Below are 15414 nucleotides of genomic sequence, written 5' to 3' on the forward strand. Positions count from 1 at the left end.
GCGTTCAACCGCGCGATCGCGAGCTTCCGCGCCCCGGTCGAACGAGCGATTGGGCTGCTCAAGCAGTGGAAGATCCTCGCCACCGGCTACCGCGGCCGCCTGACCGAACTCCCAACCATCATCCACGCGATCGTCAACCTGGAGTTCTACCGACTGGCCAGCTGAATAACGCTCTGTGCTGCCAGTATGGTTCTGGGGGTTCGCGGCAATGATTCCCGCTCCTCTTTCCTGCGTGAATTTGCCGGCTACCGCGTCAGACAGCCGTTGGAAGGTGCGAGGATGACAGGCCAAGAGTGGAGTCCGCATATGCAACGGCGTCTTCTACCGGGATTGCGGGCGGGTCAGCTGGCAATATGGGTCGTCGGTAGCGCGGTATTCTTTATCGTCTACACTCTGATTCTCTTCGGCGGGATGGCTATCGCGGGGGTCGGGTACGGTGCGTCTCCGATTCTGACTGGGCTGTTTGTGGCCTGGGGCGTCGGAGGCATCGCGTCGGCGGTTCTGAACCTTCTCCTGCATTGCTGGGTTGTGCCTCGGGAGGTTCGGGCGGGGTATACAACAGGTTACCGGGTGCACCAGGAAGTCGACTATGTGGATCCGCGGACCGGATATGTCTTGCGGGTCGCGGGCGAGCCTTTCCTCGCTCCGGAGGAGCGCAGGCGGCGAGAAGCGCTTGTTGCTGACGTGATCTCTCGCGGAGGCGTAGCGGGCGAAGGTGCTGCTGAGTGACTTCGTTGTGCGCGATCGTGCGCAACGGTGCCGGACGTCGACAGCGGCGCAACCGGACGTCGGTAACGGCGTGATCAGTCGGCGGTAGCCGTGCACTCTGCGATCCAAGTAATCCGGATCGAGATCCTTCACGGTTCTTCGCGGCCGATCGGCGAGAATCCTTCGACCTCGGAGGCTTGCTCGCTCCGGACTGCTCCCACGTCGACACCGAACGAAACGAGCGTCGCCTTCCTGTGCTGTCACCTTCGTCGTGGTCGGCGCCGGCTACACCGGCACGGAAGTCGCCGCGCAGGGGCCCCTGCTCACCGATGCACTTCGACGGCAGCACCCTGCGCTCGCCGGCCAGAGGATGCGGGTGCCGCGTCACTGTCGGACACGGTCTGTCGTGCTGTGTGGGTGTGGACCACCAGCACGGGGCAGGGTGCCGAACGCAGCACGGTGCCGGAGACGCTGCGCAGCAGACGGCCGGTCAGCGTTCCGTGGCTGTTGCCGCCGACCACCACCAGGTCGTCCGGGGTCAGGCCGTCCAGCAGAGCTGCGACGGCGTCGCCCGGCGGGTTGGTCGTGGTGCAAGTGACACGCGGATAGCGTGCCGACCACCGGGCCGCCCTGTCGGCGACCGCGGTGGCGACCACACCCTGCCAGGAGCCCGCGGACGGACCCCGCCTCAGGGCGGCGTCCGTGATCGGGTCGCTGCCGGTCGCGTGCAGCACCTCGAGGGGGCAGCCACGAGCGACGGCCTCGGTGAAGGCCGCGCTCCACAGCTCGGGTTCCTCGCTCCGACCGGCGCCCATCCGGATCCTGGTGGGTGCGCCACCGGCGGCACCCTCGGGAACCACGGCCACCGTGCCGGTGGTGTGTGCCGCGAGTGCGGACGAGGTGGACCCCAGCAGTGCTCGGTCGAACGCGCCGAGACGGCGGCGTGCCACCACGACGAGGTCCGACGACCGGGACAGCTGAGCCAGGACGTGGGATGCCGTTCCGGGGAGCACGACGGTCTGGACGGTGCGGTTTCCGGGGCGTCGCCCGTCGAGCCGGTCCATCGCGACGCGCAGAGCGTCATGGGCCTGCCTGCGACCGTCCTCCACGAGGCGGCTGGTGCCCGGTCCGGGTTCCGGCGGGGTGGCGTACGTGGACACGACGGTCAGGCGGGCGTCGTGGGCGTCGGCGGTGCAAGCGGCCCAGTCGAGCGCGACCAGGCTTTCCTCGGAGCCGTCGACCCCGACGACGACGCCTCTGTACCAGCTGGTGTTCGTGGTGGCGTTCATGGTGATCCTCCGGTGAATGAGCGTCAGAGGCCGAAGACGATGCGGGCGGGGACCCGCCCGGCCAGGACTTCGGTGATGGACTCGTTGACCTCGTCGAGCTTGCGCTCGGCGGCGACGACCTCCGTCCGGCCTGCTGCGTGCAGCGCGAACACGTCGGCGAGGTCATTGCGGGTGCCGACGATCGACCCGATCACCGAGATGCCCCTGAGGACGGTGTCGAAGATCGGCAGCTGGATCGTGCCCCCGGCGGGCAGCGCGACGCAGACGAGGCGCCCGCCGCGTCGCAGGGAGGCGAACGCCTGGTCGAACGAGGACGACGAAGCGGCCAGCGCGATCGAGACGTCTGCGCCGCCGAGCCGTTGGATGGCCGCGACGGGGTCCTCGCGAGCAGCGTTGACGACGTGGTCGGCACCCAGCCGGGAGGCCAGCTCGAGCTTGTGGTCCTCGACGTCGACGGCGATGACGAAGGCGCCGGCGATCCGCGCGTACTGGAGCGCGAGGTGACCGAGCCCTCCGATGCCGAACACGGCGACCGTCTCGGCGGGGGCCACCCGGGCGACCTTGACCGCCTTGTACGTGGTCACGCCCGCGCACGTCAGGGGTGCGGCGTCCAGGGACGTGACCGCGTCGGGCACGGGGGTGGCGAACGCGGCCGGCACCACGCCGTACTCGGCGAACGCGCCGTTGACGCTGTAGCCGGAGTTGGTCTGCTGCTCGCACAGTGTCTCCCAGCCGCCGATGCAGTACCGGCACTGCCCACAGGCGCTGCCGAGCCAGGCGATGGCCACGCGCTGCCCGAGGACGCGACCGGCCACGTCCGGTCCGAGCCGCTCGATGCGGCCGATGCCTTCGTGACCAGGGACGAACGGCGGGGTCGGCTTGACCGGCCAGTCGCCGTGGGCGGCGTGGATGTCCGTGTGGCACAGGCCGCTGGCCTCGATCCGGACCAGGACCTCGCCCGGCCCGGGCTCGGGCACCGGCACGTCCACGATCTGCAGCGGGGCGGTGAAGTCGGTGACGACTGCGGCTCTCATGACGGCTCCGATCGGTGAGCAGTGCACGACCTTCGTGCACCGTTGCTCCCAGGACACGCCGTGCCGGCACACACCGGCAGGGGCGAACGTCCCGCCCGGGCGCGGCGAAGGTCCCCGCCGGCCGTCTCGCCTCCGCGGCGGGACCAACGTCCTTGCGGCCCGAGGGCTTGCGGCCCTGTCCGGGCGTGCGCCGTGGAACGACGCTGGCCGTGAGCCGGCGGGCACGCCGAGGGGTGGTCCGGTCGACCGGCGCACCTGACGGAGGAGCCATGAGCACATCTGCTGACAGCCGAGCCGCGGCCACCGAGACGGCCCGACCGGTGCCCGTGCGTGATCGGTACGTCTATGCCCTGTCCGAGGGAGACGCCGGGATGAGTGCCCTCCTGGGCGCCAAGGGCGCTGGTGTCGCCGAGATGCGCCGCATCGGCGTGCCCGTACCCGACGGCTTCACGGTGACTACCGCCGCGTGCGTGGCCGCCATGCGCAGCCGCGAGGAGTGGCCCGAGCGACTCTGGGACGAGATACAGGAGCACATAGCAGCGCTGGAGCAGCGCACAGGTCGGACACTGGGCGACCTCGACCAGCCGTTGCTCGTGTCGGTACGGTCCGGCGCTGCGCGATCCATGCCCGGCATGATGGACACCGTCCTCGACGTGGGCATGTCGGAGCGTGTCGCCGAGGCGTTGGCCGCGGAGTCTGGCAGCCCACGGTTCGCGTGGGACTCCTACCGCCGGCTCGTGCAGATGTACGGCGAGGTCGTCATGGGCGTGCCGGGCGAGGCGTTCGAAAGGGAGCTGGCGAGTCTCAAGGACCGGCGCGGGGCGCGGCAGGACACCGACCTGACGACGGAGGACCTGAAGCAGCTCGCCACCGTCTTTCGCGGCATCGTCCGCCAGAGCACCGGACATGACCTTCCGGACGACCCGCACGAACAGCTCCGCCGAGCAGTGGACGCCGTGTTCCGTTCCTGGGACAGCCCGCGCGCGCAGGTCTACCGGAGGCTCAACACGATCCCCGACGACCTGGGCACCGCCGTCAACATCATGCAGATGGTCTACGGCAACAAGGGCAGCACCTCGGCCACCGGGGTGTGCTTCACCCGCAACCCCGCCACCGGCGCCAGGGAGCGGTACGGCGAGTTCCTTCTGAACGCTCAGGGTGAGGACGTGGTCGCGGGCGTCCGCACCCCGCGGCCCCTGGCCGAGCTCGAGAAGGTGCTGCCAGACGCCGTGGCACGGCTGCGCACCGTGATGGATCAGCTCGAGAGCCATTTCGGGGACATGCAGGACATCGAGTTCACCGTGGAGGACGGTGTGCTCTACGTACTCCAGGTACGGACCGGGAAGCGCACGGCCGCAGCGGCGCTGAAGGTGGCCCGCGACCTTGTCGCCGAAGGACGGATCGACGTCACCACGGCGCTGCGGCGAATCGACCCCGCCCAGCTGGACCAGGTGCTGCACCCCACGCTCGACCCGAGTCACCACGCGGTCCCGCTGACTCACGGCCTGAACGCGTCGCCGGGGGCCGCTGTCGGCCGCATCGCGCTCGACGCCGACGGCGCGGCCGCACGCGGCGCTACCGGCGAGGACGTGGTGCTCGTGCGATGGGAGACCACACCCGACGACATCCACGGTGTCGCGGCCGCCCAGGGAGTGCTGACCGCACACGGCGGCATGACGTCGCACGCAGCCGTGGTCGCCCGCGGCATGGGTACGCCGTGCGTGGCCGGTGCCGCCGATCTGCACATCGACCTGGCTGCGCGCACCGTGACGATCGGTGGCGCCGTCCTGACCGAGAGCGATGTGATCACCCTCGACGGGAGCACGGGACAGGTCTACGCCGGTGCGCTGCCGCTGGTGCCGCCGCGCATCACCGACGACTTCTCGACCGTCCTCGGCTGGGCCGACGACGTCCGCCGGCTCGGCGTGCGCGCCAACGCCGACACCGCCGCCGACGCCGCCCGGGCACGCGAGCTCGGGGCCGAAGGCATCGGCCTGTGCCGCACCGAGCACATGTTCATGGCGCCGGACCGGCTCCCGGTCGTCCAGCGCATGATCCTGGCCGACGATCCCACCGATCGGCAGGCCGCCCTGGACGAGCTGCTGCCCATGCAGCAGTCCGACTTCGAGCAGATCTACACGGCCATGAGCGGGCTACCGGTCGCCGTACGTCTCATCGACCCGCCGCTGCACGAGTTCCTGCCCGATCTGACCGAGCAGGCTCTGCTCGTGCGGCAGCTGGAGACCGATGGCCCGGCCGAGCGGCTCGCCCGGGAGCGAGCGCTCCTGGACCGGATCACCCGGCTCACGGAGACGAACCCGATGCTCGGCACCCGAGGGGTGCGCCTGGCGCTCCTGCACCCCGAGATCGTGGTCATGCAGACCCGCGCGATCATCCGTGCTGCGCTCGCGGTGCGCCGTCGAGGCATCGACCCGCACGTCGAGATCATGGTGCCGCTCGTCGCGTTCGCGGAAGAGCTGCGGCGAGTGCGTGAGCTCGTCGCCGCCACTGCGGACGAGGAGCTCGCGAGGGGAGGCGCAGCCGATCTCGGGTACCGGGTCGGGACCATGATCGAGCTGCCGCGCGCGGCCCTCCTGGCCGGGGAGATCGCCGAGCACGCCGACTTCTTCTCCTTCGGCACGAACGACCTGACCCAGACCGCGCTCGGCATCTCTCGTGACGACGCCGAGGCGTCGTTCCTGACGAGCTATGCGAGGAGTGGTGTCGTGCCGGCCGACCCGTTCGCGACTCTGGACGAGCCGGGGGTCGGCGAGCTCGTCCGTATCGGCCTGGGCCGCGCTCGGCGGGCCGACCCGGGCCTTGAGGCGGGCGTGTGCGGTGAGCACGGCGGCGACCCGGCATCGATCATCGTTCTCGACGGTCTCGGTGTGGACTACGTGTCCTGCTCGCCGTTCCGCGTCCCGGTCGCGCGCCTGGCCGCGGCACACGCCCGGCTCGCCGTCGGCGCGTGACGGCAGCGACCGCCGGCTGAACGGGACCGCGGGGGTCTGCGGTCCCGTTCAGCCGGCGGTCGGGCCACGCCACGGTACCCACCGCTCCATCGCGTCATGGCGCGGTCGGGTTCGTCGGGGGGTGCGGTCGCCGCGTGGTGCGGTGCCGAGGCGCATGACCATCTGCGGGTGGCCGGGCAGGTCGAGCGCCTGGCGCAGGTCGTGCCGGGTGGTGGGGTTCTCGAGGACCGTGGTCGCGAACGAGGCGAGCACGTGGTGCGTCGTGGCGACGAGGAGTGCGCGCTCGAGTGCCTGACCTGCCGCGACCCAGGATGCCGGAGTGTCGTCGGCGGTCGACAGCACGGCCAGGGTCGAGCGTGTCTCGAACACCTCGGTGCCGCGACTGGCGTGGAACCGTCGGACAGGCGCGTCGGCGTTGCGCGGCGCGCGGCCGAGCAGGTGGGTCGGGACGCCGTCGTCGCGTCCGGGCCACCCGGTGGTCCAGGCGGCCTCCTCGCCGCGGCCCGCCATGTCCTCGGCCGCGAGGTGCTCAGCACGCCGGATCAGCCGGACCAGGTCCTCGCGGCTGCCGTCCGCGGGCTGGACGAGGCGCAGGCTGCCGCCCTCGGCTTGAGTGGCTCGTTGAAGGTTCACCAGCACATCGGCCGGCAGGGGGCGGTCCTCGAACGGGACGCGCGACGTGGTGCGGTGCTCGATCGCGACGGCGAGCTCCAGCTCTTCCGGTGTCGGGTCGGTGCCAGGTCCGAGAGCGAGCGTCGCGACGAGCAGCGGGTTGCCCGGGTCCGGCAGGACCGCCACGACCGGCGTCAGCGACTCCCTGCGGGCCGCGACACGGGCGTTGAGCAGGAACGCGCCGCAGCTGATGAGCATCTCCCGGCCGTCAGGGTCGGAGTGGCGCAGGCTGCGCGACGGGTCGGCCCGCAAGATCACGGTGCTGCCGTCCACCTCGGTGCGCCACGGCTGGGTGTTGAGCACGCTCGGGGCGTCGGAGCCCGCCTGCAGGATCCGTCTGACCTGCCCGTCGATGCCGTTCATGGCCTCTCCCTCCGCCTGCCGACGCTCGGTGCGCCGAAGCTCTGGCTGTCGTACCGACCGTGCCACGTCGATGCCTCCGGTTCACGGGCCGAAGGTCCTGTGGGAACGGGGCGCAGGACCCGGCCGCGCCGATGTGGCCGGAGCGCGCACACCTGCGAAACATCGCAACGCATGGTGTGGCGCGCTGAGCCTGCGCCACTATCGTGGGACGGCGCAGGGGGCCGACCTTGGGAGGGCTGGAATGGGTCAGACCCGTGCGAACGTCGAGCTGCTGCTGGAGGCGATGGCGCCCATCGGCCGGGGGCTCGACCTGGAGACCACCCTGCGCCAGATCGTCACGACGGCGGCCGGTCTGGTGGACGCGCGGTACGCCGCGCTGGGCGTTCTCGGCGACGACGGCACGATCGTCCGTTTCCTCACCGCCGGGCTGAGCTCCGACCAGGTGCGTGGCATCGGCGAGCGGCCGGCGTCGGTAGGGTTGCTCGCCGACCGTTCGTCCGATCGGTCCACCCTCGGTGTGCCGCTCCAGACCCACGGCGCGGTGTTCGGCAACCTGTACCTCGCGGAGAAGTGCGGTGGGGGACGCTTCACGACGGCTGACCGACGCACGATCGAGGTGCTCGCGGCCAATGCAGGCGTGGCTATCGAGAACGCCACGCTGCACGACGAGGCCCTGCTGAGGGAGCGGTCAGCGCGTGCGAACGACGACGTCTCACGCGCTGCGCTCACCGGAGCGCCGCCGCAGGATGTGCTCCGACTGATCGCCGACCACGCACGCGAGGTCGCGATGGCCGACCTCGCCGTCGTCGCCGTCCCGGAGCCCGGCGCGGACGGCCTCGTCGTCGCTGCGGCGGCAGGAGCCGGTAGCCACCGTGCGTCAGGGATGCGGTTGGTTCCGAGCGGGACGTTCACCAGGACGGTGCTGGCGTCCGGCGCTCCGCTCGTCTCGACCGAGGCGACGGCGGCCGAACGGGTCCAGCTCGCCTTCGGGGCGAGAGCAGAGATCGGGCCGATCGCCGCGGTGCCGATCGGTGAGCACCCGGGGGCCAGGGGAGCGGTCGTCGCGGCCCGGCACACCGACGCCGCGCCGTTCTCCTCGGCGATCATCGAGACGGTACAGCAGTTCTCCGCGCGGACGGCGGTCGCCCTGGAAGCGGCGCAGCGTCGCGCGGACGCAGAGCGGCTCGCCGTGATGCACGACCGGGAGCGGATCGCCCGGGATCTGCACGATCTCGTCGTCCAGCGGCTCTTCGCGACAGGGCTCGCACTGCACGCCTTCGGGCGACAGCTCGGCCCCGAGACGACGACCCGTGTCGAGCAGATGGTCGACGACATCGACGAGACGATCGCCCTGATCCGCACGACCGTCCATTGGCTGCGGTCCGGCAGCACGACGCGGCAGGCGGGGGTGCGCACGCGGGTGCTCGCCGAGGCGGAGGTCGCCGCCGCAACGCTGGGCTTCTCTCCTCGGGTCCGGTTCGACGGCCCTGTGGACACCTCGGTGCCGCCGGACATCGCCGAGCATGTCCTGGCCGTCGTCCGCGAAGCGCTGTCGAACGTGGCGCGGCACGCCCAGGCGCACCAGGTAGGTCTGCGCCTGGCCGTCAAGGACGACGTGCTGCTGACCGTCACCGACGACGGACACGGCATCCCCCCGAAGACGTCATGGAGCGGCCTGCGCAACCTGGGCGGACGGGCCGCCGATCTGGGTGGCTCCCTCCGCGTCCGGCCCGCCCCGGGCGGCGGGACCCGGCTCGAGTGGCGGGTCCCTCTGCCCGACCGGTGAGGCCCCGGCCCGTGGATCAGTGCGGTGGCGACGGGACGACCGCCACCGGGCACGCCGCGTGGTAGATCATCGCCTGGCTGGTCGACCCGAGGAGCAGGCCGCGGAACCCGCCGCGCCCCCGTGATCCGACCACGAGCAGCTGGGCGGCGCCGGCACGGTCGAGCAGCACCTGCGCCGGCCCGCCGTGAGCGATCACCGGCTCCACTGTGACGTCGGGGTGCTCGGTACGTGGCTCCGACAGCCACGTCGTCAGCTCCTCCGCGGCGCGCTGTTCGACCAGGTCCGTCGCCGTCGTGAGTTCCCAGGAAGTGGTCATCGGGAGGTCGCTCCACGCGTGCACGGCGACCAGCGGGACGGACCGGGCGGCCGCTGCGGCGAACGCGAACCGGACGGCGTCCCGGTTGGCGGGTGACCCGTCCACCCCCACGACCACCGGGCCGTCCTGCCGCACGGTCTCGTCCTCGTGGCCGCGGACCACTACCACCGGGCAGTGCCCGTGAGTGGTTACGGCGACGGCGACGGAGCCGACGACCAGCCCCGTGAACCCGCCCAGCCCGCGCGAGCCCAGCACGACCAGCTCGGCGGCGGCCGACCTGCCGATCAGCCGCGCGGCGACCGACCCTCCGACCAGCGAGGTGCTCGTCGGTACGTCGGGCGCGGCCTCGCGCGCGACGCCCTCGGCGTCTGCGAGCCACTGACGCCCCTGCGTGACGAGCGCGTCCTCGTAGGCCCCCAGCGCGGCCGCGTGCGGTACGGAGGTCGGAACGGGCGTCCAGACATGCACCAGGCTCAGCCGGGCGGTGCGGCGGGCCGCCTCGAGGGCGGCCCATCGCACCGCCCGGGTCGACGACGGCGATCCGTCGACGCCCACGACCACCGGGTCGGGCGTCGTCGTCGATGTGCTCACGGGTTCCTCCTGGCTGCTCATGGCCCGACCGGTCGGCGCGGGGTGTGCTCCGGCAGCGCCTGGTAGCCGAGCCGCATGACCATCTGCGGTGCCCCCTGGAGTCGTAGCGCCCGACGCAGGTCGTGCCTCGTCGTCGGGTTCTCGAGCACGGTGGTCGCGAACGACGCGTGGACGAGGTACGTGGTCGCGACCAGGAGCACGTGCTCGAGCGCCTGCCCGGCGGTGATCCAGGCGGCGGTGTCGTCGCCTGGCGTGACGAGCACGGCCAGCGTGCTGCGGCGCTCGAACCGTGCCGTCCCGGCAGCCGCGTCGAACCGCCGTACCGGTGCTCGTGCATCCATCGGAGCCGGCCCGAGCAGGTCGGGCGGGATGCCGTCGTCACGGCCCGGGTCGACGGCGGTCCAGGCCGCTTCCTCGGCCGTCGCCGCGGGGTCCTCCGCTGCGAGGGCCTCGGCGCGACGCACCAGGTCGATGACGGCCTCGCGCGCCGGGTCGGAGTACTGGACGAGTCGGAGCGCCGCGCCCTCCGACTCGGCCGCGGAGTGGAGGGCGATCACCGCGTCGGTGAACAGCGGCTGGTCCTCGAACGGGAGCCGGGACGTGGCGCGGCGTCCGACGGCCGTGGCGAGGTCGAGCTCGTACGGGGTGGGAGCGGGTCCGGGCTCGAACGTCAGCTCCGCGACGAGGAGCTCGTCCTCGGGGTCCGGCAGCACCCGGACGGTCGCGACGAGACGTTCCCTGCGGGCGGCCACCCGTGTGTTGAGCAGGAACGCCCCGCAGCTGATCAGCATCTCCCGGCCGTGCGGGTCGGTGTGCTGCAACCGGCGTGCCGGGTCCGCCCGGAGCGCGACCGTGCCACCCGAGACGGTCACCTCCCACGGCTGGGTGTTCGCGACGCTCGGCGCGGCGGCCGCCGCGCGCAGCACACGGCCGATCTGCTGGTCGAGCGTCCTCATGGCGAGTCCTCCTCGGCCTCGTTCCCGCCCGGTGGCACCGAGGCCGAGCGGCGGTGGGCGTGCGCCACCAGGACGGTGCACGGCGCACCCCGCAGCACGGCGTCGGGGACACTACGGAGCATCCGACCCCAGAGCGGCTGGTGTCTCCGCCCGCCGACGACGACGAGGTCGTCCGGGGTGAGGCCGCGGAGCAGCACGGTTGCCGGGTCGCCGCGACCGACCACGATCGTGCAGCTCACCTCCGGGTACTTCTCCGACCAGCGGGCGACGCGGTCGGCCAGGTCTGCCTTGGCGGCCTCGCGCCACGACGCGGCGATGGGGTCCATCTCCGGGAACGACGACGACAGCGCGTCGGCGTCCGTCACGTGCACCACCTCCAGCGGGCGGCCGCGTGCCGCCGCTTCGGCGAACGCCGCCCCCAGCACGTCGGGTTCGTCGTGCAGGCCCACGCCCACCCGGATCCGCCGCGGGTCACCGGTCGAGGCCCCGGCCGGCACCACGGCAACGGCTCCCGGTGCGGTGGCTGCCAGCGTGGCGGACGTGGAGCCGAGCACCACGCGATCGATCCGTCCGAGGCCTCGGCGGCCGACCACGACCAGGCCACACGTCCGGGACCGGCGGCCCAGCTCGTAGGCGGCGTCGCCCTGCACCACGTCGATCTCGGCGTGCTGTGCGTGCACCCGGTCGTCCGCTCGGTGCTCAGCGAGCCACTCGTGCGCGGTGTCGGCGGCCCCTCGCGCCTGAGCGCGCATCTCCCCGATCAGGCCGCCGATCCCGGGGTCGGGGGTGATGGGCACCCCGTAGGCCGCGACGACCGTGAGGCTCGCCTCGTGCAGGTCGGAGGCGCGTGCCGCCCACTCCAGGGCTGCGAGGCTTTCCGCCGAACCGTCGACCCCGACGACGATGCCGTCGTACCAGTTGATGCTCATGGTCGTCCTCCTTCGTGACCCCCAGGACACCACCGCATCGGTAGGCCCGGGCAGAGACAGGGGGCCCGAGGCCGCGGGACCAAGGTCCCTCGTCCGGCACCACGCGCTACGGTGACCACGGGAGGCGCGATGAACCGAGCAGACACCCCGCGTGACCGGACCGAGCTGCTCCTGGAGGCAGTGGTCACGGTCAGCCGCGGCCTGGACCTGGAGACGGTGCTGCACCACATCGTCGAGACAGCCGTCACGCTGGTCGACGCCCGCTACGGCGCCCTCGGGGTGCTCGGTGACGACGGCCGCATCGCCCGGTTCCTGACCGTCGGGCTCACCGACGCGCAGATCCACGCGATCGGCCCGTACCCGACCGGTCACGGCGTGCTCGGCGAGCTCATCCGCCACCCGGTGCCGCTGCGCCTGCACGACCTCTCCGAGCACCCGGTGTCCGTCGGCTTCCCTGCCCACCACCCGCCGATGCACACCTTCGTCGGTATGCCCCTCCAGATGCATGGCTCGCCCTTCGGCAACCTCTACCTCACCGACAAGCGCGACGGCGGCGACTTCACCGCCGACGACGAACGGGTGCTGGAAGCGCTCGCCTCGGCCGCGAGCGTCGCCATGGAGAACGCGCGCCTGTACGACGACGCCCAGCTGCGGGAGCGGTGGGCGCGGGCCAACGACCGGATCTCACGTCATGTGCTGGCCGGGTACTCGCCGGACGACGTCCTGAGCCTGATCGGCAGCGAGGCGCGGGAGGTCGCCGACGCCGACCTGACGGCGGTGTCGCTGCCGGACCCCGAGACCGGTCGTCTGGTCCTGCGTGCGGCGTCCGGGCTGGGCGCCGAGGACCGGGTGGGTGCCGTGCTGCCCGCCGACGGGACGTTCGCCACGATCACGTTCCGCGAGGGAGCGCCGATGGTCACCCACGACGCGTCGACGGACGAACGCGCCGAGTTCTCGCTGCCGCTCCCGGTCGACCTCGGCCCGCTGGCGGCGTGGCCGCTCGGCGAGTCCGGGAGCGTCCGCGGCGTCCTCGTGGCGGCCCGCAGCCGGGGGCGTCAGGCCTTCTCCCCGCTCGTCGTCGAGGCGCTCGGCGCGTTCGCTGCCCAGGCTGCTGTGGCCCTCGAGCTGGCCGAGGGTCGAGCCGACGCCGAACGCCTGGTCCTGCTGCGCGACCGCGAACGCATCGCGCGCGACCTGCACGACCTCGCGATCCAGCGTCTGTATGCGACCGGCCTCTCGCTGCAGCGGGTGGCACGCACGGCACCACCGGAGGTGGCCGAGCAGGTAGCCGCTGCGGTCGACGAGGTGGACGAGACGATCGCCCTGGTCCGGACCACGATCTACCGGTTGCAGCCGGGTGAGCGGGCAGAAGGTTCTGCCGGCCGGCGCGTGGGCCTGCGCTCCCGCGTGATCACGGAGGTCGACGCCGCGGGTGCCTCGCTCGGGTTCCGTGTCCGGCTGCGGTTCGAGGGTGCGGTGGACACCCTCGTACCGCCGGAGGCGGCCGACCACGTGGTCGCGGTGGTGCGCGAAGCGCTCTCGAACGTCGCCCGACACGCGTCGGCGAGCCGGGCAGAGGTCCGCCTGTCGGCCGGTGACGACCTGGTGCTCACGGTGACCGACGACGGCGCGGGGATCTCGTCGGACGCGCCGCGCAGCGGGCTGAACAACCTGCGGCGACGTGCCGAAGAGCTCGGAGGAGTGTTCCGCACCGAGGCCGCGTCTCCTGACGCCGACCGGGTCGGTACACGCCTGGTGTGGCACGTGCCGCTGCCTGCGGGTGGTCAGGGCCCCGCGTGACCGTCCGTTCGGAGCGTCACGGGTGTCCGTGCCGGTCCTGCTCGAGCCGCGCGGCGAGCACCGCCGCCTGGGCGCGGCGCTCGAGGCCGAGCTTGGCGAAGATGCTGGAGACGTAGTTCTTGACCGTCTTCTCGGCGAGGTAGAGCTCCTCGCCGATCTGCCGGTTGGTCAGCCCGTGCCCGATGAGGGCGAGGATGCGGCGCTCCTGGTCGGTCAGGGTCGCCAGCGGGTCGGGCTCGCGGTGAGCGTCGGAGCGGATGCGCTCCATGACACGGGCCGCGGCCCGCGGGTCGAGCGTGGAGCCACCGGCGGCGACGGTGAGCACCGCCTGGACGAGGTCGGTACCGCGCACCTGCTTGAGCACGTAGCCCGCCGCGCCGGCCAGGATCGCGTCGTAGAGCGCCTCGTCGTCGGAGAACGACGTGAGCATGAGGCACGCCAGGTCCGGCATGCGGGAACGCAGCTCACGGCACACGGTGACGCCGTCGCCGTCGGGCAGACGGACGTCGAGGACCACGACGTCGGGGGACAGCGCCGGCACGCGGGCGAGGGCCTCGCGGGCCGTGCCTGCCTCGCCGACCACGCGCACGCCCGGCTCCGACTCGAGGAGGTCGGCGACGCCACGGCGCACCACCTCGTGGTCGTCCACGAGGAACACCCGAACGTCCATGGGTCCTACCGTAGCTGTGGTGCCTGTCCCGGTCACCACCGGGACAGGCACCACGGGACCGCTGCTCATCGCAGGAACGGGAACCGCTGGACCATCGGCAGGCCTGCCCACCAGCGGCCCAGGCCCAGGGTGTCGCCGGCGAGGATCGCGGCGAGGCCGACGAGCAGGACCGCGTCGACGAGGTGGTAGTCCACGAACGGGTTGTTGTCCAGCGGCAGCGACGCGAGCCACATGAGCAGCATGAGCAGCGCGCCGGTCGCGGCGGCCAGGCGCATGCCGATCCCCAGGGCCAGCGCGAGGCCGATGCCGAGGAGGCCGAGCATGAACAGCCAGTCGATGACGGCGCTACCGGCCAACGAGCCGAAGAACCCGCCGAACGGGCCCTCGACGCCGCTGAGGTAGCCCTCGGTGGGCGAGCCGCCGTTGATCCACGCCCGCTCGGGCGGGGTGGCGAGGTTCCAGCCGAACAGCTTGTCGCCGAACGCCCAGAGGAACTCGACGGCGAGGAGCAGCCGGACACCGGCGAAGCTGTACCGGGCGACGGCGCTGCGGGTGACGGCGTCGGTCGCCGTCGTGGTCGTGCCGGTGGCGCGGGCGCCGGCGGCGGGTCCGTGGGCCAGCGGTTCGGAGTGGTGGCTGACGGAGCTCATGATGTTCCTCCTGGGGGTGCGCCGGAACGGTTCCGGCTGCCTGTGACCACGTTCCCGTGAACGGTGCCCTCCGGCGCAGGGCCACCTGGCTCCTGTCGGCGGGACCTTGGTCCTGTGCCGGGACGGGACAACGGCCCGTGGGGCCGCTCTACCAGGTGGAGTCGCCGCGGATGAGCGCGTCGGCGCCGCCGTCGACGAACACGACCTGCCCGCACAGGTGGGTGTTCTTCTCGCCGACGAGCCAGGTGAGCAGATGCGCGGGTACCTCGGGCCGCATGAAGCCGTTCAGTGGCATCGGCACCGTCGCGGCCATCGCTGCGCGCTGGATCTCGGTGCCGATCATGCCCGCCACCATCGGGGTCTCCACGACGCCGGGTGCGACGGCGTTGAGCGGGATGCCTGCGCCTGCCCACCGCGGGCTCGTCGCTGTCCTGCGCAGCCACCGGCACAGTGCCGCCTTGCTGCTGGCGTAGATCAGCCCGTGCTCTCGCGCTTCGACGAGCTTGACCGGCTTGCTGTCGCCTACGACGTGTGGCAGTACTACGAGGCGACGGGGGGCCTGACCCTGGTTCTTGGACACGCTGATTCCAGCATCTGCTGGGGAAGCGAGATGATCAGGAACTATGGCCAGGAAGAACTACTCCGAGGAGTTCCGTCGCCAGGCCGTGGACTTGTACG

The 15414-nt window shown here is 72.1% G+C and carries 13 protein-coding genes; 4 read left to right on the plus strand and 9 right to left on the minus strand.

The genetic code is table 11. From position 1 onward, the window contains the following. Positions 1 to 15: 15 nt before the first annotated feature. Positions 16 to 165: a hypothetical protein gene (locus HLB15_RS17480; RefSeq protein WP_311979590.1), complete on the plus strand. Its 150-nt coding sequence runs from the start codon at positions 16 to 18 to the stop codon at positions 163 to 165. An 866-nt stretch (positions 166 to 1031) separates the two neighbouring features. Here HLB15_RS17480 and HLB15_RS17485 read toward each other — a convergent pair. Both HLB15_RS17485 and HLB15_RS17490 read right to left on the minus strand, forming a co-directional pair. After that, positions 1032 to 1997, minus strand: a complete 966-nt coding sequence (locus HLB15_RS17485; protein WP_171107030.1) for a universal stress protein — start codon at positions 1995 to 1997, stop codon at positions 1032 to 1034. 23 nt (positions 1998 to 2020) lie between these two features. Next, positions 2021 to 3031: a zinc-dependent alcohol dehydrogenase gene (locus HLB15_RS17490; RefSeq protein WP_171107031.1), complete on the minus strand. Its 1011-nt coding sequence runs from the start codon at positions 3029 to 3031 to the stop codon at positions 2021 to 2023. A 269-nt stretch (positions 3032 to 3300) separates the two neighbouring features. Here HLB15_RS17490 and ppdK point away from each other — a divergent pair, with 269 nt between their 5' ends. Then, positions 3301 to 6003: a pyruvate, phosphate dikinase gene (gene ppdK / locus HLB15_RS17495; RefSeq protein WP_212760017.1), complete on the plus strand. Its 2703-nt coding sequence runs from the start codon at positions 3301 to 3303 to the stop codon at positions 6001 to 6003. A gap of 48 nt (positions 6004 to 6051) precedes the next feature. Here ppdK and HLB15_RS17500 read toward each other — a convergent pair whose 3' ends face one another. Continuing rightward, complete coding sequence (locus HLB15_RS17500) at positions 6052 to 7038, minus strand: Acg family FMN-binding oxidoreductase (RefSeq protein ID WP_171107032.1); 987 nt, start codon at positions 7036 to 7038, stop codon at positions 6052 to 6054. A gap of 241 nt (positions 7039 to 7279) precedes the next feature. Here HLB15_RS17500 and HLB15_RS17505 point away from each other — a divergent pair, with 241 nt between their 5' ends. Beyond that, complete coding sequence (locus tag HLB15_RS17505; RefSeq protein WP_171107033.1) at positions 7280 to 8824, plus strand: sensor histidine kinase; 1545 nt, start codon at positions 7280 to 7282, stop codon at positions 8822 to 8824. 16 nt (positions 8825 to 8840) lie between these two features. On the opposite strand, the gene HLB15_RS17510 is transcribed toward HLB15_RS17505, so the two are convergent. Genes HLB15_RS17510 through HLB15_RS17520 form a run of 3 tightly spaced genes read right to left on the minus strand, consistent with a single transcriptional unit; the run spans position 8841 to position 11616 of the window. Beyond that, positions 8841 to 9731, minus strand: a complete 891-nt coding sequence (locus HLB15_RS17510) for a universal stress protein (protein WP_229785762.1) — start codon at positions 9729 to 9731, stop codon at positions 8841 to 8843. A 17-nt stretch (positions 9732 to 9748) separates the two neighbouring features. Then, a complete protein-coding gene (locus tag HLB15_RS17515; protein WP_171107035.1) occupies positions 9749 to 10687 on the minus strand; it encodes an Acg family FMN-binding oxidoreductase in 939 nt (312 codons plus the stop codon). Next, entirely contained in the window at positions 10684 to 11616 is a 933-nt protein-coding gene (locus HLB15_RS17520; RefSeq protein WP_171107036.1) for a universal stress protein, read from the minus strand. The genes HLB15_RS17515 and HLB15_RS17520 overlap by 4 nt, the downstream gene beginning before the upstream one ends. 129 nt (positions 11617 to 11745) lie before the next feature. Between HLB15_RS17520 and HLB15_RS17525 the strand changes: the two genes are divergently transcribed. After that, positions 11746 to 13416, plus strand: coding sequence for a GAF domain-containing sensor histidine kinase (locus tag HLB15_RS17525; protein WP_171107037.1), 1671 nt, complete (start codon positions 11746 to 11748; stop codon positions 13414 to 13416). 16 nt (positions 13417 to 13432) lie between these two features. Here HLB15_RS17525 and HLB15_RS17530 read toward each other — a convergent pair whose 3' ends face one another. The 3 genes from HLB15_RS17530 to HLB15_RS24345 all read right to left on the minus strand — a co-directional run bounded on the left by HLB15_RS17530 (position 13433) and on the right by HLB15_RS24345 (position 15316). After that, positions 13433 to 14086, minus strand: a complete 654-nt coding sequence (locus HLB15_RS17530) for a response regulator transcription factor (RefSeq protein WP_189087196.1) — start codon at positions 14084 to 14086, stop codon at positions 13433 to 13435. Between the two features lie 65 nt (positions 14087 to 14151). Next, the gene (locus HLB15_RS17535) at positions 14152 to 14736 is read right to left on the minus strand and encodes a DoxX family membrane protein (protein ID WP_171107039.1); all 585 of its coding nucleotides are present in this window, start codon (positions 14734 to 14736) and stop codon (positions 14152 to 14154) included. Between the two features lie 148 nt (positions 14737 to 14884). Continuing rightward, positions 14885 to 15316 (minus strand): SDR family oxidoreductase, encoded by a 432-nt coding sequence (locus HLB15_RS24345; protein WP_311979589.1) that lies wholly within the window; start codon positions 15314 to 15316, stop codon positions 14885 to 14887. Between the last annotated feature and the right edge of the window lie 98 nt (positions 15317 to 15414).

The sequence above is a fragment of the Promicromonospora citrea genome (assembly GCF_013004695.1).
In the GTDB taxonomy this organism is placed as follows: Bacteria; Actinomycetota; Actinomycetes; order Actinomycetales; family Cellulomonadaceae; genus Promicromonospora; species Promicromonospora citrea.

Coding starts and splice junctions, on each gene's coding strand:
- HLB15_RS17485 (WP_171107030.1), bottom strand. CDS start 1,997: ATGAACGCCACCACGAACACCAGCTGGTACAGAGGCGTCGTCGTCGGG.
- HLB15_RS17490 (WP_171107031.1), bottom strand. CDS start 3,031: ATGAGAGCCGCAGTCGTCACCGACTTCACCGCCCCGCTGCAGATCGTG.
- ppdK (WP_212760017.1), top strand. CDS start 3,301: ATGAGCACATCTGCTGACAGCCGAGCCGCGGCCACCGAGACGGCCCGA.
- HLB15_RS17500 (WP_171107032.1), bottom strand. CDS start 7,038: ATGAACGGCATCGACGGGCAGGTCAGACGGATCCTGCAGGCGGGCTCC.
- HLB15_RS17505 (WP_171107033.1), top strand. CDS start 7,280: ATGGGTCAGACCCGTGCGAACGTCGAGCTGCTGCTGGAGGCGATGGCG.
- HLB15_RS17515 (WP_171107035.1), bottom strand. CDS start 10,687: ATGAGGACGCTCGACCAGCAGATCGGCCGTGTGCTGCGCGCGGCGGCC.
- HLB15_RS17520 (WP_171107036.1), bottom strand. CDS start 11,616: ATGAGCATCAACTGGTACGACGGCATCGTCGTCGGGGTCGACGGTTCG.
- HLB15_RS17525 (WP_171107037.1), top strand. CDS start 11,746: ATGAACCGAGCAGACACCCCGCGTGACCGGACCGAGCTGCTCCTGGAG.
- HLB15_RS17530 (WP_189087196.1), bottom strand. CDS start 14,086: ATGGACGTTCGGGTGTTCCTCGTGGACGACCACGAGGTGGTGCGCCGT.
- HLB15_RS17535 (WP_171107039.1), bottom strand. CDS start 14,736: ATGAGCTCCGTCAGCCACCACTCCGAACCGCTGGCCCACGGACCCGCC.